At 48.3% G+C, this 23,984-nt stretch carries 17 protein-coding genes; 5 read left to right on the top strand and 12 right to left on the bottom strand.

The window, feature by feature from the left end; all coding sequences use genetic code 11:
- Nucleotides 1-6: 6 nt before the first annotated feature.
- From MYF79_RS13825 to MYF79_RS13795, 7 genes are all read right to left on the bottom strand, one after another.
- Nucleotides 7-3,342, bottom strand: coding sequence for a TonB-dependent receptor (locus MYF79_RS13825; RefSeq protein WP_247814524.1), 3,336 nt, complete (start codon nucleotides 3,340-3,342; stop codon nucleotides 7-9).
- Between the two features lie 46 nt (nucleotides 3,343-3,388).
- Nucleotides 3,389-4,549, bottom strand: coding sequence for a FecR family protein (locus MYF79_RS13820; RefSeq protein WP_247814523.1), 1,161 nt, complete (start codon nucleotides 4,547-4,549; stop codon nucleotides 3,389-3,391).
- 95 nt (nucleotides 4,550-4,644) lie between these two features.
- Nucleotides 4,645-5,202 carry an RNA polymerase sigma factor gene (locus tag MYF79_RS13815; RefSeq protein WP_247814521.1) on the bottom strand — a complete coding sequence of 186 codons (558 nt, stop codon included), beginning with the start codon at nucleotides 5,200-5,202 and terminating at the stop codon, nucleotides 4,645-4,647.
- A gap of 102 nt (nucleotides 5,203-5,304) precedes the next feature.
- Entirely contained in the window at nucleotides 5,305-5,613 is a 309-nt protein-coding gene (locus MYF79_RS13810) for a rhodanese-like domain-containing protein (RefSeq protein ID WP_199657124.1), read from the bottom strand.
- A 66-nt stretch (nucleotides 5,614-5,679) separates the two neighbouring features.
- Complete coding sequence (locus tag MYF79_RS13805; RefSeq protein WP_247814520.1) at nucleotides 5,680-6,501, bottom strand: PASTA domain-containing protein; 822 nt, start codon at nucleotides 6,499-6,501, stop codon at nucleotides 5,680-5,682.
- A gap of 37 nt (nucleotides 6,502-6,538) precedes the next feature.
- Nucleotides 6,539-7,528 (bottom strand): D-alanine--D-alanine ligase, encoded by a 990-nt coding sequence (locus MYF79_RS13800; protein WP_247814518.1) that lies wholly within the window; start codon nucleotides 7,526-7,528, stop codon nucleotides 6,539-6,541.
- Nucleotides 7,529-7,708: 180 nt separating this feature from the next.
- Complete coding sequence (locus tag MYF79_RS13795; protein WP_199657127.1) at nucleotides 7,709-8,056, bottom strand: 4Fe-4S dicluster domain-containing protein; 348 nt, start codon at nucleotides 8,054-8,056, stop codon at nucleotides 7,709-7,711.
- Between the two features lie 92 nt (nucleotides 8,057-8,148).
- Here MYF79_RS13795 and MYF79_RS13790 point away from each other — a divergent pair, with 92 nt between their 5' ends.
- Complete coding sequence (locus tag MYF79_RS13790) at nucleotides 8,149-9,141, top strand: acyl-CoA reductase (protein ID WP_247814517.1); 993 nt, start codon at nucleotides 8,149-8,151, stop codon at nucleotides 9,139-9,141.
- A 265-nt stretch (nucleotides 9,142-9,406) separates the two neighbouring features.
- Entirely contained in the window at nucleotides 9,407-10,945 is a 1,539-nt protein-coding gene (locus tag MYF79_RS13785; RefSeq protein WP_247814515.1) for a trypsin-like peptidase domain-containing protein, read from the top strand.
- A gap of 1,686 nt (nucleotides 10,946-12,631) precedes the next feature.
- On the opposite strand, the gene MYF79_RS13780 is transcribed toward MYF79_RS13785, so the two are convergent.
- The 3 genes from MYF79_RS13780 to proS form a co-directional block, all read right to left on the bottom strand.
- Nucleotides 12,632-13,393 carry a LytR/AlgR family response regulator transcription factor gene (locus tag MYF79_RS13780; protein WP_012793534.1) on the bottom strand — a complete coding sequence of 254 codons (762 nt, stop codon included), beginning with the start codon at nucleotides 13,391-13,393 and terminating at the stop codon, nucleotides 12,632-12,634.
- Nucleotides 13,390-16,317, bottom strand: coding sequence for a two-component regulator propeller domain-containing protein (locus MYF79_RS13775; protein WP_247814514.1), 2,928 nt, complete (start codon nucleotides 16,315-16,317; stop codon nucleotides 13,390-13,392). Before MYF79_RS13775 ends, MYF79_RS13780 begins: the two co-directional genes overlap by 4 nt.
- Before the next feature lie 69 nt (nucleotides 16,318-16,386).
- Nucleotides 16,387-17,862, bottom strand: coding sequence for a proline--tRNA ligase (proS, locus tag MYF79_RS13770; RefSeq protein WP_247814513.1), 1,476 nt, complete (start codon nucleotides 17,860-17,862; stop codon nucleotides 16,387-16,389).
- A 246-nt stretch (nucleotides 17,863-18,108) separates the two neighbouring features.
- On the opposite strand from proS, the gene MYF79_RS13765 reads away from it, so the two are divergent.
- The 3 genes from MYF79_RS13765 (at nucleotide 18,109) to MYF79_RS13755 (ending at nucleotide 22,483) form a co-directional block, all read left to right on the top strand.
- Nucleotides 18,109-19,134, top strand: a complete 1,026-nt coding sequence (locus MYF79_RS13765; RefSeq protein WP_247814511.1) for a hypothetical protein — start codon at nucleotides 18,109-18,111, stop codon at nucleotides 19,132-19,134.
- An 82-nt stretch (nucleotides 19,135-19,216) separates the two neighbouring features.
- Nucleotides 19,217-20,803, top strand: a complete 1,587-nt coding sequence (locus MYF79_RS13760; RefSeq protein WP_247814509.1) for an OmpP1/FadL family transporter — start codon at nucleotides 19,217-19,219, stop codon at nucleotides 20,801-20,803.
- A gap of 120 nt (nucleotides 20,804-20,923) precedes the next feature.
- Nucleotides 20,924-22,483, top strand: a complete 1,560-nt coding sequence (locus MYF79_RS13755) for a hypothetical protein (protein WP_247814508.1) — start codon at nucleotides 20,924-20,926, stop codon at nucleotides 22,481-22,483.
- Here MYF79_RS13755 and miaA read toward each other — a convergent pair.
- Both miaA and MYF79_RS13745 read right to left on the bottom strand, forming a co-directional pair.
- Complete coding sequence (miaA, locus tag MYF79_RS13750) at nucleotides 22,473-23,369, bottom strand: tRNA (adenosine(37)-N6)-dimethylallyltransferase MiaA (protein ID WP_247814506.1); 897 nt, start codon at nucleotides 23,367-23,369, stop codon at nucleotides 22,473-22,475. The genes MYF79_RS13755 and miaA overlap by 11 nt on opposite strands.
- Nucleotides 23,366-23,944: a plasmid pRiA4b ORF-3 family protein gene (locus MYF79_RS13745; protein ID WP_247814504.1), complete on the bottom strand. Its 579-nt coding sequence runs from the start codon at nucleotides 23,942-23,944 to the stop codon at nucleotides 23,366-23,368. The genes miaA and MYF79_RS13745 overlap by 4 nt, the downstream gene beginning before the upstream one ends.
- Nucleotides 23,945-23,984: the final 40 nt, after the last annotated feature.

The following is a 23,984-nucleotide window of genomic DNA, read 5'->3' as shown; positions in this document are numbered from 1 at the left end:
AAATACTTACAAGGTGATGTTTAATCCGAAGAGGAATGTTTTTGCGGTGGGATAACTGGCATAATCAAATCCCTGGCTGCGGTTGTCCTGACCGAAGCGGTTCACTTCCGGATCGTAACCGCTGTATTTTGTCCAGGTAATGAGGTTCTGCGCGGTAACATACAGGCGTATGGAGTGGATCTTTGCCGCCTTCAGCCAGGCATCCGGCAGGTTATACGCCAGCTGCACATTCTTCAGGCGCAGGTAGGAACCATCTTCGATCTGCCTCGTAGAGATGCGGTTGGCAGGCCTGGTAGTAGCTGCACGGGGAATGTCCGTATTGGTATGTGTGGGCGTCCACCTGTCCAGCATGTCCCTGTCCTGGTTCGTGGTACCGTTCAGGTATTCCAGCTCAAAACGGTTTGCATTCAGGATCTTATTGCCGTATACGCCCTGCAGGAAAATGGTGAGGTCAATTTCCCTGTAGGAAAAAGTATTACTGATACCACCGCTGAATTTGGGTTGTGCACTACCGATGATCTTCCTGTCTTTATCATCGATCTTCTTATCGCCATTGAGGTCCATATATTTCCTGTCGCCCACTTTCTTTGCACTGGCATCTGCCAGCCCTGCCAGCTCTCCTTCTGACTGGTACAGGCCATTGGTCACGTAACCATAAAAGGTACCCAGGGGCTCTCCTACCCGGATGATCCCTGAATTCACGTTCTGAGCAATATTCGCCACCTGGCCGGCAAAGATCTGTGGTGTACTGCCGATGTTCAGCACTTTATTGCGATTGGCTACATAGTTGATGTCTGTGGTCCAGCGGAAAGCGCCATCCACGTTGACAGTGGATAAGCTCAACTCAATGCCCTTGTTCTGCACTTTACCCAGGTTTCTGATAGCACTGGTATAACCGGAAGAACCCGGGATGGTTACATTGAGCAGAAGGTCGCTGGTCTTTTTCAGATAGGCATCTGCGGTGATGGTGACGCGGTTGTTGAAGAGGCCCAGGTCAATGCCGGCATCTGCCTGTGCCGTCTTTTCCCAGGAAAGGTCCGGATTGGCGATCTGGCTGGGACCGAGACCGGTGGAAATATTATTGCCCAGCACATAATTCTGCGTGCCCAGTAAAGCGTAGGCAGGGTAATTACCAATACCATCCTGGTTACCGGTGGTACCATAGGTAGCCCGTATCTTCAGATCGCTTACAGTCCTGTTATGTTGCAGGAAAGGTTCTTCCGACACCTTCCATGCCACAGCGCCTGAAGGGAAGAAACCAAAGCGTTTATTGGCGCCAAAACGGGAAGAGCCGTCTGCCCGGAAGGAGACGGTCAGCAGGTATTTATCCCGATAGCCATAATTGATCCTTCCCAGGTAAGACACCAGTCCCCAGCCGCCGATACCTGAACCCGGGGTAATGGCCACCGCGCCGGTACCCAGGTTGCCGGTACCCAGAATATCGTTCACGAAGCTCCTGGAAGAAGCGGAATTATTCTCTGTATGGTTTTCCTGTTGTGTGTATCCCAACAGTGCTGAAAAACTATGCACCTTGTTGAAGGTTCGGGTGTAGGTCAGCAGGTTTTCATTCAGCCAGGTAACAGACTGTTCGTTGTAAATGGAGCCGACACCGCCCTGTGCAAGACCGCTGGCCACACTCCTGGGCAGGTAGCTGTCCTGTTTCTGCAGGATGCCGTCTACACCGAACAGCACTTTTAATGTGAGCCCTTCTATGATTTGGTACTCACCGAAAATGTTCCCGAAAAAGCGGTAGGCGGTATTCTTGTTCCTGCTGTCGCGTGCCAGTGCTACGGGATTATCAGCTGTAAAATTCAGCGCGGGGTCTGTCATCAGGTAAGAGCCATCTGCATTGCGCACCTTCAGCAGGGGAGGGAATTGTAATGCCGCCATGGTAACTAATCCGCCACTACCCAGGCTACCGTCGGTGCGCGACTGGTTGGTAGCAGTGCGATTGATGGTCAGACTGTTCCCTACCTTGATCTTATTACTGATCTTTCTATCCAGGTTAACGCGGAAGGAATACCTGTTGAAATCGGAGTTCACCACAATCCCCTTCTGTGTAAAATAACCGGCAGAAACGGCGAACTGTGTCTTCTCATCACCACCGCTCATAGACAGCTGGTAATTGGCAACAGGCGCCTGGCGGAATATCTCATCCTGCCAGTCGGTGCCTTCCCCGAAAGCTTCCACCTGTGCAGGTGTATAGACGGGTGATAACCCATCATTCGTATTGGCTTCGTTCACAAAGGCAGCATATTCTTTGGCATTGAGCACGGGGTATTTACGACGCACATGCTGTGTGCCGTAATAGGTATCGAAACTGATGATCGTCTTTCCTGCCTTTCCACGTTTGGTGGTAATGATCACGACGCCGTTGGAACCACGGGAACCGTAGATAGCGGTGGAAGAAGCGTCTTTGAGGATGGTCATCGATTCGATATCGCCGGGGTTCAGGGTACTGAGCACATTAAAGCTGGAACCGCTTTCCGCGCCGCCATTCTTGAAGGGCACACCATCTATTACGTACAGGGGTTCATTATCGCCCTGGATGGAGTTACCACCACGGATACGGATAGTGGTAGAGCCGCCGGGAGCGCCGGAGTTCTGCGTTACCTGTACGCCGGCCACGCGTCCCTGTATGGCCTGATCCAGCGAGGTCACTGCTACTTTTTTGATCTCTCCAACGGGCACGGTAGCCACAGCGCCCGTCAGGTCGCTCTTCTTTACCTGCCCGTATCCTACGACTACCACTTCACTCAGCGCTTCTGTACCGCTTTCCAGCGTTACTGTCAGCGGACTGCTAACACCCGCCACTGGTATTTCCCTGGCTTTCAGTCCGAGGGCGGATATAAGCAGCACAGCATCCTCCGGCACATTACGCAAAGTGAAAGTGCCGTTCTCGTTAGCCGTGGTGCCACGTTTGGTCCCTTTGATCAGGATAGTGGCGCCGGGCTGCGGTTCGCCTTTACTGTTCACCACCTTACCCTGTATGCTGGTGTCGGCCGGAGGAGATGCTTCGTCATTGGCAGCGGGCCGTGACAGCTTCTTTTTTCTGCTGATAACGATGGTATTACCCTGGATCACATACTGCAGCTGGCGGTCTTTGAGGACAGCGCCCAGCGCCGCTTCCAGGGGCGTTTTGTTAAATGAAACAGTGACGGGGCCGACATCTGCAATGTCTTCATTGCGATAAAAAAATACATATCCTGTTTGTGCTTTAATAACGGAAAAGATCTTTTTCAGCGGAACATCTTTCCCTGTGTAGGTGATCTGTGTGGACGTGTCGGCGGCATTTACTTTCAGGCATAGCAAAGCCAGTAGAAGTAGTAAGGTCTGCTTCATAACATGGAAGTTTTTAAATAACGGGACGATAAAAGAATGCTAATAATCAGGGCAGTATAACAATGTGTCTGCCTTCCTCTATTCTAAAATTTACATTTGTCTGTTCCAGGATCTTTAATGCTTCAGTAAGTGTCAACCCCCTTCCCATTTCACCGGAGAATGTGCCTTTAGGTATACCTGATGGATAAGACACGGTCACGTCGTACCAGCGTTCCAGTTGTCGCATGACGGCCGCAATATCGGCGTCTCTGAAAGAGAAATAACCGTTCTTCCAGGCAATGACCTCTTCGGTATTCACTGTATTCACTCCAATATCGGCGTTGGCATTCATGACAGCCTGCTGACCAGGCTGTAGCAACTTGCTCACTTTGCCTGACGCTACTTTCACGGCGCCGCTGATCAAAGTGGTATGGGTGTTCTTTTCATCTTTATAGGCCATGATATCGAAGCTGGTGCCCAGCACCTGTACTTCGAAATTTCCCGCTTTCACTTTAAATGGCTGATGCGCATTTTTCACTGTTTCGAAATAGGCCTCACCTTCCAGTTCCACCAGGCGTTCATTGCCCGCAAATGCAAGCGGGTATTTCAGGCGGGAAGCGGCGTTCAGCCATACTTTGGTACCGTCCGGCAGCACCACCTGGTATTGCCCTCCCCTGGGGGTGCTGAGTATATTATAACTCAGTTTTGCCGTTGCCCCCTGACCGCTGTACGAGAGCTGTCCATTATTGCGTTGCACGACCGTGTTACCCTGCATGATGGTCTGCCGGCCGGTACTGTCCAGCGATACAGAGCTGCCATCTTCGAGGATAAGGGTGGCCTTATTACTACCCGGCAGGATCACAGGTGGTGTAACTGGTTCATGTTGCGCCAACCGGGGCCTTTGCGGCGCTTTCTGCGACCAGTAAAAATAGCTGCCAATACCGGCCGCCAGTATCACGGCGGCAGCTACACGCCAGTAAGGGAAGCGAACAATGCGACCGGTGGTAACAGGTGTTCTGTCCACATTCAGCACGCGGGATAATACCGGTTCGAGGTTTTCATCGAAAGCGCCCTCCTCTTCCATTTCTGTCAGGCTGCTGGCAGCAGCGACAAATACCTCCCTGTTGGCCGGATCTTTCAGGAAATCGTCCAGTTCAGCCTTTTCGGCTGCTGAGAGGTTTCCTTCCAGAAAACCGCTGATCAGGTGGTGAATGCGTTCTTGGTCCATTTATCCGGCAGCGTACCCGGTATGTGAGGGTATCTCCGTTTATATAGACTGGCGGAAAAGGATGGGTGTACCTATCGGGAGGAAAAAAAATTTCATTAAAGTTTACCGGCCTGTTTTAATTGTTCCCTGATGAACTGCAGAGCGGCGCTGATGGTATTCCGGACATAGCTGGGGGAAAGCCGGAGGATATTGGCTATTTCGGTGGCATTGAGCCCTTCCTGGCGGCTCATTTCATAGATCTGCCGGCGTTGGGTGGGCAGGGCGCTGACGGCGTTGGCGATGATGCGCTGCGTTTCGCGGTAAGAGAGTTCCGCTTCGGTTTCATTGACGCTGGTCTGACCAGCGTTCCGGATATCTGCCAGTCTTTGCTGCAACAGGGCCTGGCGGTTCAGCCAGGTGAAACATTCGTTGAGGGCCATTCTTTTCAGGTAGGCGTTCAGCTGATCTACAGCAGGCAGTTTATCGCGGTGCAGCCACAATTTGATAAAGAACTCCTGCAACACTTCATGCGCGGCGTCTTCCTGCTTTACGACCTTTCTGACCACATTAGCTATGCCGGGGGAGATGGCTTTAAAGAACTGTGCGAACGCACGTTCATCGCCATCAGCAATGCGCGCCAGTATAGCCTTCTCTGTGTATAGATCGTCGTGCATTGCAGGCAACGGGAATGCTATTAAAAACGCCTTCCGGGCAGTATGATACCAGGGGCATCACACACGCCGGAAGGCATTATGACAGAATGATATATTGATCAATTACTTGCCGAACTGCTCCTGCCAGGCCAGCATACCGCCGGTCAGGTTCTTTACGTTCTGGAAGCCCATTGTTTCGAGGATCATGGCTGCCTGTCCGCTACGGCCACCACTGCGGCAGTATACGATCACTTCCTGATCTTTCAGGTCTTCCAGCTCATCTACCTGCATGGCGCGGATCTCGCCCAGTGGCACCAGGATGCCGCCGATATTGAAATCTTCATGCTCATGTGGTTCCCTTACATCCACAATGTTCAGGTCTTCCCCGCTGTCAATGCGTTTTTTCAGTTCAGCAACACTTATATTTTCCATGGCTGTAAATTTTGAATGTTTGTGATATCTACGGCAAATTACTGTATTGCCGGGTTTTGGTGACGATTATTCTGGTTGTTCTGCCGGAGGCGCCGGTGCGGCACCGCTATCCTTAGCCGGGCGATTGGCCGACAGCCAGAGGTCGATGGTCTCTCCCGCCCTTACCATGTTCAGCTCGTTCAGGCTGTTACGGCGCGGAGGCGTTTGTTTCACCACAAAGGCATTGGCCGTATCTGTCACAGAAGGATCTATGAGTACGGTACCCAGGCCCAGGTTGCTGGCGCTCAACGTCTCCTTTGCTTCCAGGAAGGTCAGCCCGATCAGGTCTGGCGCAGGGTTCTCGGTGTTGCCGGTACCACTGCTCAGTACCAGGGTGATGTTGCTCCCTTCGGGAATGTCCCTTCCGGGTTTAACCGGTTTGCCGTTCAGCAATTGCTGCAATACGGTATTGGTGGCGAAGTCTGGTTTATAGATGGTATCTCCTACGTTCAGCCTGAGACTATGCAGGGTCATTTCCGCACTGCGGAAGGTGAGGCCTGTCAGGTCCGGCATCTGAACCATTGGAGGTATTACTTTATTGATAGTCAGGTAGATAGTACGGCCTACTTTTACGATGGAGCCCTTGGCAGGGGTCTGTTCCCAAACGGCCAGGCCAGGCAGACTGTCTACATAGATAGAGTCCCTTACATCCACACTGAACCCTTCTTTTTCCAGGATCATGGTGGCTTCCTGTATATTTTTCTTATAAACGTCGGGAACGGTCAGGGTGTCCCCATGTTTAGTGATAACTCCCAATAGTAAAAAGAAAAGCAGCCCCAGAACGGCCAGACTTCCTACAACAACCAGCAGGTTAAAGCCGAAAGAGCGTTTCGTTATTGAATTGAACACAGATTATATTTTAACGTTAAGATGAACTCGGATCTGTTTACTTCCTCAGGCACTCTTCAATTAATGTGCCGTAAAACTCCTGCAGAGTTTTACCGGCAGCTCTTACCTGCTGAGGTACGAGACTGTTCTCTGATTGTCCCGGCATTGTGTTAACTTCCAGGAAGAACAGGCGGTTGTTCGCTTCTTCCCAGATGAAATCCATTCTCACTATTCCACGGCAATTTAGCTTGTTATACAATTTCTTAGCTGTTTCCTGTATCAGGTTGGTCACTTCTGCAGGCGCTTCTGCCGGTGTTACCTCCCTGGTTACGCCCGGGGTATATTTCGCTTCATAGTCAAAGAATTCCTTGCTGCTGATGATCTCAGTTACCGGCAGTACGGTCAGTTCTCCATTGGATTTATATAGACCGCAGGTCATTTCCCTGCCCTTGATAAATTCTTCTATCAGGATCTGTACATCCTCTTTAAAGGCTTTTTCGATAGCCGGTTCCAGCTCTTCTGCGGTATTTACCTTAGACATGCCGATACTGCTGCCCCCTTCTGCCGGTTTAACAAATACCGGCAATTTCAGTTCACGGAGTATCTCTTTGGTATCAAACGGTTGATCACGAAAGATATGTACTGATTTTGAAACGTTTACAACACCCAGGGAAGCCACTACTTTATTACAGTAGCTCTTATTGAAGGTCAGCGCGGAGGTTACCATCCCACAGCTGGTGAAAGGAATGCCCAGCATTTCAAAATATCCCTGCAAACGGCCGTCTTCGCCTGGCGTACCATGTATACCGATGAATACTGCATCGAATTTTATCTTACTGCCATTGATCGTCAATGTGAAATCGTTCCTGTCTACTGCAACTGCCTGGCCATCAGCGCCGATGTAATTCCAACCATCACGGGTAACAGAGATCTTATATACGTTATACTTGCTACTGTCAATATTCTTTTCTATTACTGCGGCACTCTGTACTGAAATCACATATTCACCGGAGTATCCGCCGGCAACCAGGGCGATGTTCTTTTTCATATATAATTTAATAATAGCGGATAAAGTTAATAGAAAAATAGTGGATGTACATTTTTTTTACTGCAAAAGAAAAGGGAAGAAAGTTGACATCCTTTCTTCCCTTTATGCCCCGGTATGCGTTCCGATGGTATTCGGCGACCAGTTACCGGTGTAGTTCCTTATGCTTCCTTTATAATAATATTAAATGTGCAATCTTTCTTTCTTGGCGAGCAGTTCATCTACTGTTTCCTGGTACATTTCATCAGGAACGCAGCAGTCAACCGGGCAAACAGCCGCACACTGAGGCTCTTCATGGAAGCCCTGGCATTCTGTGCACTTGTTAGGAACGATGTAGTAAGTGTCTACACTAATTGGCGCATTACGCTGGTCAGCATCCATTGTACTCCCATCCATCAGTACGTATGGGCCTTTAATGGTAGTACCATCTGCCATTGCCCATTCAACACCACCCTCATAAATAGCGTTATTTGGACATTCAGGTTCACAAGCACCACAATTAATACATTCGTCTGTTATCTTTATTGCCATAGTATAAACTTTTTGTTTAAGTAGTAAGCCATTAATTTTGCAGACAAAAATAGAATATCTAGGTTTAAAAAGTTAATTATTTATACAGATTCATGAGCAGTTCAGAAAAAGTAGCAGCCCTCGTACGTTTAGGACAATACCTGTCAGGCAATGATCCCGAGCTCCAGATAGTGAAGGACAGGGCCTTTCAGGCTAACGGTTGGTTCACGCCCGAGTTTATTGATCTTTCCTTGCAAAGCATTTGCCGTTATTACCTGGACGAATCCCGTTTAAACGCGTGGCTAGCTGGTTATGCTGCTCCTGTATCCTCCCCTCTTGAGGTAGGTATCGTTGCAGCGGGCAATATTCCGCTGGTAGGTTTCCATGACTGGCTCTGCGGCTTTCTCAGTGGCCACCAGGTACGTCTGAAGCTCTCTTCCAAAGATACGATACTTATGCAGCATGTCATTGACAAAGTCAAGGAATGGTACCCTGCCTATGCTGAGCAGACCCAGGTACAGGACATGCTGAAGAATTGCGGCGCCTACATCGCTACCGGCAGCAACAACTCTGCCCGCTATTTTGAATATTATTTTGCCAAATACCCGCATATCATCCGCAGGAACCGGACCTCCGTGGCCATCCTCGACGGCACCGAAACACCTGCCGAACTGGAAGCCCTGGCAGATGATGTCATGCTGTACTTTGGCCTGGGCTGCAGGAATGTGACCAAGATCTTTGTTCCGGAAAACTACCATTTCGAGGACCTGCTGAAGGCACTCGGAAAGTATGCCCGACTGGCAGATCATCATAAGTATAAGAACAACTATGACTATAACCTGGCCCTGGCGCTGCTCAGCAACACCCCACACATAGCGGCCGGCAATATCATTTTACAGGAATCTTCTTCCGTTTTTTCTCCCATCAGCGTTCTGCACTACAGTTACTATACCGATGCCGCTTCCCTTGGCGAAGAACTCAAAACAAACAATGATCTTCAGTGCCTTGTAGGACATGGGTTCATTCCCTTTGGAATGGCACAGCAACCTTCCCTGTCGGATTATGCTGACGGTGTCGATACTATGCAGTTCCTGACAGGATTGTAAGCCAGTCAGTCAGCGCCGGAGGACCGTCCCGCCGGCGATGGCTGTAACAATGTCTGTTTCCGGTGTCCGGATAACTACAATCTTGTCATGAAAAACAACAATCTGTCAGTCGTGGCGTTAAGATCATATTAACTATTCATATAAAAATGTGTTAAAGTAACAGGAGTGGTTAATGTTCACTGGCATGCCCCCTTAAATTTGTATCAGAAGGCATGCAAATTGATGCTCATTCCGTATAAAATTTAAACTTTAAACAACGAAACATATGAAATTCCGGCAAATTGCGGCAACTGTACTAATCAGCGCGGCAACTGCTGTTGCCAGCATCTATGCGTACAACAGGTACCAACCACGGCAGGCAGGCCCCTATCAGAATGGATCAGAGAACATCCCTGTAAATTACGCCAGTTACATGCCTGGCGCCGAAGTGAAGAATGCAACGCCTCCTACCGATTTTAGCCAGGCGGCTAAAATAGCGGTACCTGGAGTAGTACATATCAAAACAAAGATCAATCCCCGTCAGGTGACCAACAACCTCCAGAGAAGGAGAAGTGTTTTACAGGACCTTTTCGGCGATGACTTTTTCGGTGACGAATTCCAGGGTGAAGGCGGTGGACGTAAATACTACGTTCCCGGCCAGATGGCCTCCGGTTCCGGAGTGCTGATCTCCGACGACGGTTATATCATTACCAACAACCACGTAGTGGATGATGCGGATGAAATAGCCGTAACGCTCAACAACTACAAAACGTACAAGGCAAAAGTGATCGGTACCGACCCGAATACCGACCTGGCAGTGATCAAGATCGACGCTAAAAATCTTCCGTACCTGCTCTATGGTAATTCCGACGATGTGGAAATAGGCCAATGGGTACTGGCAGTTGGTTATCCGTTAAACCTGGAAACGACCGTTACTGCAGGTATCGTAAGTGCCAAAGCCCGTACCATCGGTATCAACAAACAGGTAAGAAGAAATGCCATAGAATCATTCATCCAGACAGATGCTGCGGTGAACCAGGGTAATAGTGGTGGTGCTTTGATCAACACCGCCGGTGAACTGATCGGCATCAACTCCGCCATCGCTTCTCCTACCGGCGCCTATGCTGGTTACTCCTACGCTATCCCGGTGAACCTGGTGAAGAAAGTAGTGAATGACCTCATGAAATATGGCAATGTGCAGCGTGCATACCTGGGTATCTATTACCAGGATCCGACCAGCATTCCTGAAGAAAGATGGGCTGAAGCAGGTATCAGAAGAGACATCAACGGTGTAACCGTAACAGGTGTACAGGAAACCGGTTCCGCTGCTGCTGCAGGCATCAAAAAAGGTGACGTGATCACTGGCATCAACGGCGTAGAAACACCTTCCATCCCACAGATGACAGAACAGATCGCCCGTTATAAACCAGGCGATAAGATCAGCATCAGCTACATGCGTAACGATAAACAATATACGACCAGCACTATCCTCAAAAATGCTGACGGTAATACCGACATTATCAAGACCAGCGTACTCGATGCATTGGGCGCTGACCTGGTAACGCTCGATAAAGCCGATGCTGCCAAACTGGGTATCCGTGGCGGTGTGTATGTTGATAATATCGGCGGTGGGGTGCTAAAGAAACAGACTAATATGAAGCGGTCTTTCATTATACTGAAAGCTGGCGGTCAGCCGGTGAATTCAGTGGAGGAGTTGAGGAGGATACTGGAGAAACAGAAGAAAGTGCAGGTTGAAGGGGTGTATCCTGAGTTGAATGGGGTGTATTATTATAATATTGATCTTGCGAATGGAACAGAGTTTTAAGCGTTTTCATATAGATTTATAGGTTAAGGAGAGAAGGTCCCGGGTGATTCCGGGACTTTCTTTTTTTTGCGTGTTTCTGGCTTGCAGGTTGCCTTTCTGGAGATGATTATTGCCTTCTTGCTCACTGGTTGTCGTTATGCAGGCTGACAGTGATTATTGCGTTGGCCTTCTTGCTCACGGTGCAGGCTGTGATCACTGGCTGTAGTTTTTTGAAGTTCCTTGATATTTAGCTTTGGGATGGCGGGCTGGCTGTTGAATATTTATTTAACCCCTGGTTGGTCGCATCAGCATACTTCAAACAACTAAGGCCAGCGATTCCCACCTGCCCGCTCGCCTGCGTACGGCCTCCAAAATATAGTTAGACGTCTATATGAAACAGACCGTTAGACCGCGCTATGCACTTCGTTAGGAGTGCCCGTGTTTGTAGCCCCGGGTGATAACCCGGGGGGATGGATAACAACAAAAAATAACCCCGGGGGAATGAAAAATAACACGGAATACCACCGGGGATGGATAACAATATGAAATGACCCCGGGATGAAAAAAATGGGGGCCAACCGGGGGATGGATAACAACAAGAAATAACCCAGGTTGGAAAACAACGGGGAACACATGGAGAAATAAAAACGGATGAAAACCCAACGGAAAACGCAACGAAAACCGAAAACAAAATTAGATACGGAGATTAGGAAATGAAACTGACCATCAGGTCGCGCTATGCGCTCCGTTAGGAGTGCCCGTGTTTGTAGCCCCGGGTGATAACCCGGGGGAATGAAAAATAACACGGATTAACCCGGGGGAATGGATAACAACAACGAATTACCCGGGGAATAAAAAATAACACGGATTAACCCCGGGGGATGGATAACAACAACGAATAACCCGGGAATGAAAAATAACACGGAATACCGCCAGGGATGGAAAACAACATGAAATGACCCGGGGATGGATAACAACCGGGAATACATGGAGAAATAAAAACGGATGAAAACCCAACGGAAAACGCAACGAAAACCGGAAACAAAATTAGATACGGAGATTAGGAATGAAACAGACCATCAGGTCGCGCTATGCACTCCGTTAGGAGTGCCCGTGTTTGTAGCCCCGGGTGATAACCCGGGGGATGAAAAATAACACGGATTAACCCGGGGGGGATGGATAACAACAATGAATAACCCCGGGGAATGAAAAATAACACGGAATACCGCCCGGGATGGATAACAATATGAAATGACCCCGGGATGAAAACAATGGGTGCCAACCTGGGGATGGACAACAACAAGAAATAACCCAGAATGGAAAAACAACGGGGAATACATGGAGAAATAAAAACAGATTAAAACGCAACGAAAACCGGAAACGAAATTAAATACGGGGATTAGGAATGAAACAGACCATCAGGCCGCGCTGTGCACTCCGTTAGGAGTGCCCGTGTTTGTAGCCCCCGGTGATAACCCGGGGGAATGAAAAATAACACGGATTAACCCCGGGGGGTGGATAACAACAACGAATAACCCGGGGAATGAAAAATAACACGGAATACCGCCGGGGAATGAAATGGATTTATGAAAACGGAAAAATGGAACGGAAATGAATATGACGAATGGGATGGATTGGATATGAAAGCACAAACACCAAAAGCCCCCTCACGGCGGCAGCAGTTGTGTTACAATAAATGAAACTCGCTTACAAATTGATCACCCCTTTCAGCTGGGCGAAGAATTCATCTTTCTTACGGGAAGAGATAGGAATGTTTTTCTGGTCGCTCATGACTACAGCGGTGCCCAGGCCCTTGATGATCTTGACGATATGATGGATGTTGATCAGGAAGGATTTATGTACACGATAGAAACCCTTATCGGACAGCATTTCTTCATACTCTTTCAGTGATTTGGAGATGAGATGCGATACGTTGTTGATCAGCTGAATTTTGGTATAGCTGTCAAATGCTTCGCAGTAAATGATGTCTTTCAGATCGATAACGTTGTAACCGTCATTAACAGGGATGACTATCTTGGAGAAAGCGTTGTCATTGTTCTTAACGTAGTCCTTGAGGATAGATGCCAGTTCGTTGAGGCGGCCTTTTTTGCTCTTCTTCACTTTTTCCAAAGCATCTTCCACCTCACTCACCTTGATAGGTTTGAGCAGATAATCTAATGCAGCAAATTTGATCGCCTGCAATGCATATTCCTGAAAGGCTGTAATGAAAATCACTTCGAAGTTCAACACAGGGAACATTTCCAGTAGCTGGAAGCCATTATGGGGCGGCATTTCAATATCCAGAAACAAGACGTCTATCTGGGTATTCTTGATCATTTCCGCCGCGTCATGAATGTTCTGAGCCTCACCCGCTACCGTAACATCTTTACAGTAATTCTCCAGAATATTTCGCAAAATATGGATGTTGCGGACTTCATCGTCTACGATCGCAGCTTTTATATTACTCATAACATCTTAACAATGGGAATCAGAATTTCAACCAGGGTACCCTCCTTATTGCCGAAACCAGACTTAAATTTATCAATAATTTCTAACTTTCCAACATTTCCATTAAAAGATTTTATAATCTGCAACCTTTCCCTAATCACGCTCAAAGCCGTTGATTCGTGCTTTACCAGTCGCCCGCTTTTGATCTCATTAGCACGCTCCCACCCTATCCCGTCATCGTCTACGGAGCAATATAACATATCTTCACGAAGCACCAGTTTTACCTCCAGCCTTCCGCTGCCGTTCTTTGGGGCGAGACCGTGCTTGATGGCATTTTCAACAATCGGTTGTATGATCATAGGCGGTATATAGATCGTATAATCTTTCAGGTCATCCTGCTGTATGAACTGGTAGGTGAACACGTTGGCAAAACGGATCTTCTCCAGTTCGATATAGCGCGTCAGGAAGGCTATCTCCTCTTCCAGCGATATAAATGACTTCCGGGAATTGTTCAGCATCTGCCGCATCAGGGTGGCAAAATCTGACAGGAAGTTCAGCGCCTGCTTCTCCTCTTTTTCCATGATCAGGTGCTGCACTGAGTTCAGTGAATTGAAGATGAAGTGAGGGTTCATCTGGTTTGTCAGCGCTTTGGCTTCCAGTTCCGCTATCCGCCTGTTATACTCCGTCTTCCTCATCTCCGCCCGCTGTATCCTTCTGATGACGTCCCTCAGCACGAAAGCCACCAATATTAAGCCTAGCAGTATCAGGATCCCTCTCGCCCACCATTGCTGGTACCAGCGCGGCAGAATGGTAACGGTAATGACCACCGGCTGACTCCAGTCGCTTTTATATTTCCTTGCCCTGATCTGCAACTGATAGGTGTCCGGCTGCAGGTCCGGGAAAGGTACGATATTAGACATTGTCGTGATCCATCCACTCGAAGTATCTGAAGAAAAATTGTACTGGTACTCTACCAGGTCAGGGAGATCATAGGCGATAGCGCCGAATTCCACCTCAAAAGAGGCCTTCCGCTGGTACATCAGCACAAATTGTTTCCCGGGCAGGTAGGTACTGTCGCCATACCGCACATGATTCAGGTAAATAGCCGGCGGTACCGTATCTACCGGCATCTTCGCATCATTGAAATAACTAAGACCGTTGGATGTAGCAATATATAAGATGCCCCGCTGATAATATACACTGCGTGCATCATCACTCATCAGCCCATCGTTGGATGTGATGTTACGGATGAGCGCTTTTGTTTTCACATCAATAACGGAAACCCCTTTATTGGTAGCGACATATAAGCGGCCTATGCCATCATAATACAACTGCTGACAGATATCGCTGACAAGTTTGTCTGCCGTACTCAAATGCGTGATGACGCTGTGATCTGTACCGAGCACATAAAGCCCGTGATCGCTGGTGCCTATCCAGAGCTCGCCGTCGATCCATTTCAGGTCTTTAATGCTTAAATCAAAGGCAGGTTTAGTTGTCCATATTTTCAGTTTGCGGATGCGATCATCACTATAAAACAGCCCGGCGTCGGTACCGACATAATAAGCCGAATCATTGATACACGCAATGGAAGTAATCAGCTCTTCTTTCTTGCTGATCGTATAATCATCTCCACAGATCACCTGATTTTTAGCCGCTATACGTATTTTGCCATTGGGACTGATATCGACATCTTTCAGTGTATTCACCCGCTTCAGCAATGTTTTTTTCTGCTGGACCGTATTAAACGAAAACAACCCGTTGTCAGTACCGATCAGCATTTCATTCTGCCTGTACGGTAGAATACTGAGAATGCTGTTCCGTCCACTGGTGGTATCCAGGTTGAACTGGCGGAACTGGTTATTTGTATCTATTGTATTTAATACGCCGGCATTCTGTCCTATCAGGAGCAGACCGGTCTTCTCGTCTTTACAGATACTGAAGATCGAGTGTGAAAACAGGCCATTCGTATTGTCGAGATAGTTAAAATAAAAATTCTTGTAGGGGATATAATAAACACCGTCTCCAAAGGTTGTGATCCAGATATTGCCATCCCTGTCTTTAAGCAGCGAGGTGATGTAGTGATTTTCCAGCAATTTAACAGGCTTCTTTTCGCCGCGGAAAAATCCTTTCAGGTAATAAAGCGTTCTTGGGGTACCTATCCACAAATTATCATTATCCACACAAATATTACTGATCTCATCTCTTATGCCCCAGTCGCTTCCCCTGAAAAAACAAACAGCCTCTTTATTACTGTAGGTATACAGATTATTGTCTACGATGATCACGGGATGTTTCCGTGTACGTTCAAGCACCGCCTGGTCAAGGGGAAAACCTGTGTTCTCTATTTTCTGATCCGGGTGATCGATATCGCTCAGATCAACCAGGTTAAAGTAAGGCTGCCGGGGTTTGAAAATAGTATCGTTACGGAGGAAGTAGAACAGGTCTGTAGGCCGGGCGCCCAGCTTGTCGTAAGTCATCTTCCTGCCGCTGTATTGTATGATACGATTATCGGTATTCAGGAACCAGATGAATCCCGCATAATCTTCAAACATATACTGCATGTATTTGCCGCGGGCGTCCACATACAGGGAGGAATCATTCTGACTGGTGTGAATGGTGTAATTCCAGAAAAAAGAAGGTAAACCGTTGAGTGTAAAGAACCAGACGCGTCCTTTCGAATCGGCGGCGAGTTTCACGACATCATTGTCGGTCAGCCCGTCTTTTTTTGAGTAGTTGCGGAAGCGTTTGCCATCGAATTTACTGACACCGGTGGGAGTTGAAAACCAGATAAATCCTTCCTTGTCCTGCACAACGGCGTAGACTGTAGCATTCGCGAGACCATCCTTTACGTTATAGTTACGGATCATAGGTCCCTGAGCAGCTGCTTTGACAGTGCTCAGAACCATTAGTATCCACCATAAAAACATATAACGGACCTTAGGCATCAAGACGGGTCGGATTTTTAGAATTAAACCGGCAGTACCAGCGTCGGCTGGCACTACCGGTAAATCTTTTTAATATGCACGGGCAAATAATACCCTTTGCGTAGAAGGTTTACCTGTCAGGATACAGGTACCAGCCTCCTGCTTATTGTTTAAAGGTATGCAACGTATTGTTGCTTTAGTGCGCTCCTTGATCTTTTCTTCTGTTTCGGTGGTGCCATCCCAGTGAGCAGAGATGAATCCTCCTTTTTCTTCCAGCAGGCGTTCAAATTCTTCCATGGTATTGGCAGGCGTGATATGTTCGTCGCGGAAGCTCAGCGCTTTGTTGTACATCTGCTGTTGAATATCTTCCAGCAGCGTACCGATACGTTCTGCCAGGCCATCCAGCGGCAGACTTTCCTTTGTTTTGGTGTCGCGGCGGGCCACTTCAGCCACATTATTTTCCAGGTCGCGGGCGCCCAGTGCAATGCGCACAGGCACACCTTTCATTTCATATTCTGCAAATTTCCATCCCGGACGGGCGTTGTCGCTATCGTCATATTTTACACGGATACCGGCTTTCTTCAGCTGGCCCATGATCTCGTGTACTTTTGCATCGATCTTCGCCTTCTGGTCATCGCCTTTATAGATAGGCACGATCACCACCTGTAAAGGAGCGATACGCGGAGGCAGTACCAGGCCGTCGTCGTCGCTGTGCGCCATTACCAGCGCACCGATCAGACGGGTAGATACACCCCAGGAGGTAGCCCATACATATTCCAGTTTGTTCTCTTTGTTGGAGAACTGTACATCAAATGCCTTGGCAAAATTCTGACCGAGGAAGTGAGAGGTACCTGCCTGCAGGGCCTTACCATCCTGCATCAGCGCCTCAATACAATAAGTGTCGATAGCACCGGCGAAACGCTCAGCAGGCGATTTTACGCCTCTTACTACCGGCATTGCCATATAGTTCTCTGCGAAGTCAGCGTATACTTCCAGCATCTGCTTTGTTTCAGCGATCGCTTCTTCAGCGGTAGCATGTGCAGTATGACCTTCCTGCCAGAGGAATTCGGCAGTACGCAGGAAGAGGCGGGTACGCATTTCCCAGCGTACAACGTTCGCCCACTGGTTAATCAGCAGGGGCAGGTCGCGGTAAGACTGGATCCAGTCTTTATATGTATTCCAGATAATTGTTTCGGAAGTAGGACGAACGATCAGTTCTTCCTCCAGTTTGGCGGTAGGATCTACCACCACACCCTTACCGTTCGGATTCTTCATCAGACGGTGGTGTGTTACGACCGCGCACTCCTTGGCGAAGCCTTCAATATGATCTTCCTCTTTACTCAGGAAGCTTTTAGGAATGAATAAGGGGAAGTAAGCGTTCTGGTGTCCGGTGTCTTTGAATTTTTTGTCCAGCACATCTCTCATGCCTTCCCAAAGTGCAAAACCGTATGGCTTGATCACCATACATCCCTTCACCGCAGAATAATCTGCCAATCCTCCTTTCAGAACCAAATCATTGTACCATTGTGAATAATCTTCAGAACGGGCTGTGATCTCTTTACTCATATAGCGTTGAAATATTTATAATCGTGGCCGGTACATATATTTTAAAACAAATCTGAATTTGGCTTAATATTTGTACCAGATATATTACCAAAAGGTAAAATGTCACAAACCTACATGAAAATCAGAAACGTGCAAACAGTTTGGTAAAATATTATGAGTGGCTAGATATTATTGTAGCATTAACCGTTCTTTACGTTAAAAATAGTGTAAATTTACTATAGAAATCAGGCTAAAAAATTCCGACAAATGAAATCAGTTCCTTACCTCGCTGCAGTGGCACTGTTTATTTTAAGCAGTTGTTCCTCAGCATATAAAACCACACAAACTCCGGATGATGTGTACTACTCTCCGAGAGTTAAACCCACTTATGCAGCCAGCAATAATCAAAATAATGATAACGTTAGTGAAACGGATGCCGACGGCGACGGTGGTACCTATGTTACATACGACGACGAAGATCAGGGAGATTATTCACGCCGTATAGACATGTTTAACAGGAACTACAAGGGTTCCTACTACGATTACTATTCACCAAATGTATATTCCGGTTATTACGGTAGTCCTTACTACGGCAGTGGCTGGGGCATCAGCAGCTACTATGGTACCGGCTTCGGCTATGGCTGGGGTTCTCCTTACTACAGCTCTTTCTGGGGCCCTTCCATCAGCATAGGCATCGGTTACGGCTGGGGTTACAATCCATGGTACAGTGGCTGGTATAGCCCATGGTACAGCAGCTGGTCTTACAACCCATGGTACTATGGTGGATATTATGGCGGTGGCTACTACGGATATCCTGGTGGTTACTGGGGTGGTCACGGCGGCTACTACGGTTATTCTTCTCCGGGACGCCGTACACGTGGCAGCTTTGGAACTTCTTATCCCAGCAGGGTAGTTGGCGGTACAACGCCTAATCCTGGCGGACGTACAACCAGAACGGATTATATTCCTTCCAGAAGAGGTAATGTTACCAATCCGGGTGGACGTGTGGTGGATGGTTCCAATTCCAGCGCAGGTGGCAGAACCAATCCTGACGGGTACTACACTCCAAGACGTTCATTTACACCTTCTTCAGGCGAACGTCCTGTAGGTGGCGATGGCGGTGGCCGTACCAGCGGATCTTACAATCCTCCTACCAGGTCATTCCAGCCAATGCAGCAACCACAGCGTTCTTATACACCGGCTCCATCCTATACGCCCAGATCTGGTGGCGGTGGTGGTGGTTCCATCGGTGGCGGCGGCGGTGGTGGTCGCGCAGGCAGATCAAGAAATTAATACTTAAATGATTTGATCATTGATATTCTAAAAAATGTACCCTGGTCAAAAGCCAGGGTATTTTTTAACCCTTAATTCTACTATGATGATTAAAAGAATGGTATTCGCCCTGGCATTGACAGGAACCTGTGTGTCCCTGCATGCACAAACAATAGACGATGCCTTACGATTCAGCACAACTTCACCTTCAGGTACAACAAGAGCACAATCAGTAGGTGGCGCCCTGGGCGCTTTGGGCGGCGAATCTTCTTCCCTGTACGTCAACCCGGCGGGACTTGGCTTTTTCAGAACAAATGATTTCTCCTTTACCGTTGGTTTCCAGAATATTTCCAACACAGGCACCTACCTGAACACGAAGGGCGATGATAACAAGTTCATCCCCCTCATTTCCAATGTTACCCTGATCTTTGGTGGCAGAAGGAAGAAGCCGGACAGCAAATGGCAGAACTTCAGCTTCGGACTGGGACTGAACCGCACACAGAACTACAATCAGCGGATCTATTATACCGGCACCAATACAAGCTCCTCCCTGTCATTGAATTATTACCTCGATGCAGAAGCAGCAGGCGTTACCAATCCGCAGGAACAGCTGGGCGGCAGCCAGACCATCGGCTCCCTCGCACATACTTCTGCACTGGCTTACCAGACAGGACTGATCTCTCCTTACATGAACAATGGTCAGCCGGATGGCTTTTTCTATTCTGCGGCACAGGCACAGGATCGCAGTATCAATGTAAAACAGGAGAACATCGTCGACGCCAAAGGAGGCGCCTATGATGTGGCTTTCGCATTTGCCGCCAACTATGACGATAAGTTGTACCTCGGCGGTAGCGTGAATATTCCGACCATGACCTACAAAAATTCAAGGACCTGGAAGGAAACGAACCAGAACACCGTTCCTACAGACCTGAACAGCTTTGATGTTACCGAAAGCCTCAGATCAGAAGGAACCGGTATCAACCTTAAAGTTGGTGGTATTTATAAACCTGTTAAGGCCCTGAGCCTGGGAGCTACCTTCCACTCCCCTTCCTGGATCAGCTTTACAGATAATTACCGGACAGACATGACCACTTCCACCAAGACTTTTGGCGTACTATCTGCCTCTTCTACGGAGACGAATGACGGTTATGAAGATGAATCCAAGTACACTGTAAGAACGCCCTGGAAAGGCGTGCTGAGTGCTGCCTTCCTGTTTGCTCCTTCTGCCGACACCAGGAAGCCGACAGGTTTCATCACCTTCGACTATGAATACATGGACTACGCGTCCATGAAGATGCGTTTCAGAAATGATAACAGCTTTGACAAGGAAGATTCCGATCTGCGTAACCAGGCCATCAAATCAACCTATCAGGGAGCATCCAACATCCGCGTGGGTGGTGAGTTAAAACTTCACGTGATCGCTTTCAGGTTGGGTTATGCCCTGTATGGCAGTCCGTACAAGAACATTACTATCGACGGTAAACGCGAGTACTTCACCGGTGGTATCGGTTACAGGAACCGCGGCTTCTACATGGACCTGGGGCTGGTATATGGCAGCAATACCATCACCAGCCAGCCATATGTACTGTCATCCAATGCTGATCCGGCCGACCACTACACAACACCGGCTGCAGCCAAGATCGACAGCAAACAGGCGAATATCAATGCTACCTTTGGCTGGAAATTCTAATTCCGTCAACAAACATAATTTTACCTGGAAAGGGCGTTCACTTTGCGTGGACGCCCTTTTTTCGAATAGCGGGAGGATCAGGCCCATTTTTGTCTATTTTTGCGCCGGCTATACATACCTATGACTTACAAACTGTCACTATTATTGGCTTTGGCCTTACCGGCAATCACATATCCTGTTGCAGCGCAAACCTTGCAGGACGTCTTAAAATTCAGCAGCGATATCTCCGTCGGCTCCGCCCGCGGACAAGCCATCGGAGGTGCTACCGGTGCATTGGGCGGTGAAGTGGCAGCCATCTACGTGAATCCTGCGGCAGCTGGTTTCTTTCATAAAAGCGACCTCTCTTTTTCTATTGGCTATCAGCATATTAACAATACCAACTATTACCTGGACAATAAAGACAACTCGAAAAAAGGCGGTCTGAAGTTTGACAACTTCACCCTGCTCATTCGCAGCAAGGAGAAAGAGCGCTCCCTGATATTTGCGATGGGCGTGAACCGGACCAACAACTTCCGGGAAAATGTGTATTACCAGGGAATCATAGCCAATTCCTCCCAGTCGCTCAATTATTATATCCAGGCAGACAATGCCCATGTCAGCAATCCCGACGCCTTATTATCTGCCGGACTGGACGTAGCCATGCGACATGCGGCCACCCTGGCATACAAGACCTACCTGATCAGCCCCTACCGGGCGGGCGATCAGTATCAATTCACTTCTGCAGCCGAGGCGGACGACCACAGCATACTGGTTCATCAATCGCACCAGGTCCTCACACATGGGGGCATGACAGAACTCGCGCTCGTCTTTGGAAAGCAACATAGCGAGAAGCTGTTCATTGGAGGCAGTATGAATATTGACTTTATCAAACAGGGCCAGCAGGATACCTGGAAGGAGCAAAATATCAACCCGGTACATGCCGACCTGAACGCCTATCAGCTAACACAGATCACCTCTACCAACGGCATAGGCATTAACCTGAAATTAGGGGGCATCTATAAACCGGTGGCACCTCTCAACCTGGGACTGACCCTGCAGTCGCCCACCTGGTATGGCGTGAACAAGGAGTATCAGACAGACATGCTGACCGACACCAAATCGGCCGGAGTAGTAAAGGCATCTACCATTTATACGGTCGACGATACGACGCAGTCGGAAGCCGACAATCTGAATTACAGCCTCAGAACGCCCTGGAAAGCAACGGCCAGCGCGGTGCTGCTGTTCAATACCGCCGACGATCCGGAGCTTCCCGGTGGGTTTATCAGTGTTGACTATGAGCTGGACGACTATCGCTCCATGAAGCTGAAATACGGGAATGCGTTGGAGAATTATCACTATGCCGAAGAGGTAAAAGCAAGCTATCGTACAGCAGCCAATATCCGCGCGGGTGCGGAAATAAGATACCTGCTCTATGCATTACGACTCGGCATTGCCCGCTATGGAAGCCCTTACAGGGATAGGGACATTGATGGGGCACGGATTTATTACAGCGGAGGCTTGGGTTATAAAGCTAACAATGGTTATTATATGGACCTTTCATTGATCAGGGGTGGGCGTCAGCAGCGGCGGGAGGTACCTTATGAGTTATTGCCCAACAAAGATGGCTATGTGAATCCGCCGGCGGCGCAGATCAACAATGCCACCACGAGAATGGCGCTGACCTGTGGCCTCAGGTTTTAAGCAGTTGCGCTACTTCTTCCAGCAGGCCTTTGCCTGCTTCAAACCATTTGAAGTCTTTGTCTTTACGAAACCAGGTTAACTGTCTTTTGGCATACTGGCGGGTATGAATAATGATCTGCTCTACTGCCTCGTCCCAGCTGATCTTAGCATCCAGGTAATCGAACACCTCTTTATACCCCACTGTCTGCAGGGCGTTATGATTGCGGTAAGGCAATACGGCCCGTACCTCCTCCAGCAAGCCATCGGCCACCATCTGGTGTACGCGGCGCTCAATATTAGCGTGCAATTGTTCTTTGGGAAGGGTAATAGCCGTTTTGATGATATTGAAGTCCCGCTGTACCGCATTCCCTGTTCTGAAAATGGTAATGGACTGGCCGGTAGTATATAACACTTCCAATGCCCTTATGAGCCGGTGTGGATTCTGAATTTCCGCTATGGCATAAAATGCGGGATCTTTCTCCTGCACTTCCTGCTGCAGCCAGGCCAGGCCTTCTTTTTCATAGCGTTCCTGGATGGCCGTCCGGACAGCTGCGGGAGCTGCGGGAATGCTATCAATGCCTTCACAGAAAGCTTTGATATACAGTCCCGTACCGCCACACATCACCACTACATCCCGGTCTTTCCAGACTTCGGCAGCATAGCTGAGTGCCAGTTTTTCGTAAATACCGGCACTTACTTCCTCCCTGATGGAGTGGGAATCAATAAAATAATGGGGAACAGCCTGCATTTCCTGCCGGCTGGGTTTTGCTGTACCTATACTTATTTCACGATAACACTGACGGGAGTCTGCAGAGATAACGGCTGTATCGAAGTGTTGCGCTACTTCTATTGCTTTAGCCGTTTTGCCCGCCGCCGTGGGACCTGCGATGATAATAACGGTCTTCACGAATACATGTCTTCGTTGCTATTATCTTCAGCTGCTTCGTCGTCAGAATCGGTGGTATCTTCCTCTCCTTCTTCTCCGAAGCCGTCTTCACTCATGCCTTCTTTATTGAGGTCATATTTCTCTTCCATTTCCACCAGTTTGTCGCCTACGAGACCTTTGGTGCCGTACTGGCTGGGGGCCAGGCCTTCTTTCCTGGTGCAGAAAGGATATGCTATTTTGGAGTTTTCATCTTTCGATACGCCGATCAGTTCTACCAGGAATGTCCAGTTCTTCGCATAGTCATACAGGTAGATGAACTTCTGATTGGGGGTTTTTACAGCTGCGGCGATAGGCGTGTCTTCCATTAACAGTGGTTCTACCTTACGTGCAGCACCATCCTGTTCAAGGATGATCTCTCTGCCCCGTTGCCAGTTATCATTGCTACGGAAAAAAGTCGCTTTATGTTTATTGTCAAATTCGAATGACTGTAAAATAGTTTGATGAAATTGTAAAAATGTCTGGTCCGGTTTAATGGAAATATCCCTGTACACACTTTCATCTTCTTCCCAGTAAACTCTGAATTTCAAAACAGGCATGACAATAAAGGATTTTATTAATAATCTGGTATTTCCAGGA

Source organism: Chitinophaga filiformis, from assembly GCF_023100805.1.
GTDB classification, from domain to species: domain Bacteria; phylum Bacteroidota; class Bacteroidia; order Chitinophagales; family Chitinophagaceae; genus Chitinophaga; species Chitinophaga filiformis_B.
This window is presented reverse-complemented; position numbering and strand designations above follow the sequence as displayed.

Excerpts from the sequence above, each read along its gene's own strand:
- MYF79_RS13820 (WP_247814523.1), bottom strand. The coding sequence starts at position 4,549 with ATGGACCAAGAACGCATTCACCACCTGATCAGCGGTTTTCTGGAAGGA.
- MYF79_RS13755 (WP_247814508.1), top strand. The coding sequence starts at position 20,924 with ATGACTTACAAACTGTCACTATTATTGGCTTTGGCCTTACCGGCAATC.
- MYF79_RS13785 (WP_247814515.1), top strand. The coding sequence starts at position 9,407 with ATGAAATTCCGGCAAATTGCGGCAACTGTACTAATCAGCGCGGCAACT.
- MYF79_RS13825 (WP_247814524.1), bottom strand. The coding sequence starts at position 3,342 with ATGAAGCAGACCTTACTACTTCTACTGGCTTTGCTATGCCTGAAAGTA.
- proS (WP_247814513.1), bottom strand. The coding sequence starts at position 17,862 with ATGAGTAAAGAGATCACAGCCCGTTCTGAAGATTATTCACAATGGTAC.
- MYF79_RS13745 (WP_247814504.1), bottom strand. The coding sequence starts at position 23,944 with ATGCCTGTTTTGAAATTCAGAGTTTACTGGGAAGAAGATGAAAGTGTG.
- MYF79_RS13815 (WP_247814521.1), bottom strand. The coding sequence starts at position 5,202 with ATGCACGACGATCTATACACAGAGAAGGCTATACTGGCGCGCATTGCT.
- MYF79_RS13790 (WP_247814517.1), top strand. The coding sequence starts at position 8,149 with ATGAGCAGTTCAGAAAAAGTAGCAGCCCTCGTACGTTTAGGACAATAC.
- MYF79_RS13795 (WP_199657127.1), bottom strand. The coding sequence starts at position 8,056 with ATGGCAATAAAGATAACAGACGAATGTATTAATTGTGGTGCTTGTGAA.
- MYF79_RS13760 (WP_247814509.1), top strand. The coding sequence starts at position 19,217 with ATGATGATTAAAAGAATGGTATTCGCCCTGGCATTGACAGGAACCTGT.
- MYF79_RS13775 (WP_247814514.1), bottom strand. The coding sequence starts at position 16,317 with ATGCCTAAGGTCCGTTATATGTTTTTATGGTGGATACTAATGGTTCTG.
- MYF79_RS13800 (WP_247814518.1), bottom strand. The coding sequence starts at position 7,528 with ATGAAAAAGAACATCGCCCTGGTTGCCGGCGGATACTCCGGTGAATAT.
- MYF79_RS13810 (WP_199657124.1), bottom strand. The coding sequence starts at position 5,613 with ATGGAAAATATAAGTGTTGCTGAACTGAAAAAACGCATTGACAGCGGG.
- MYF79_RS13780 (WP_012793534.1), bottom strand. The coding sequence starts at position 13,393 with ATGAGTAATATAAAAGCTGCGATCGTAGACGATGAAGTCCGCAACATC.
- MYF79_RS13765 (WP_247814511.1), top strand. The coding sequence starts at position 18,109 with ATGAAATCAGTTCCTTACCTCGCTGCAGTGGCACTGTTTATTTTAAGC.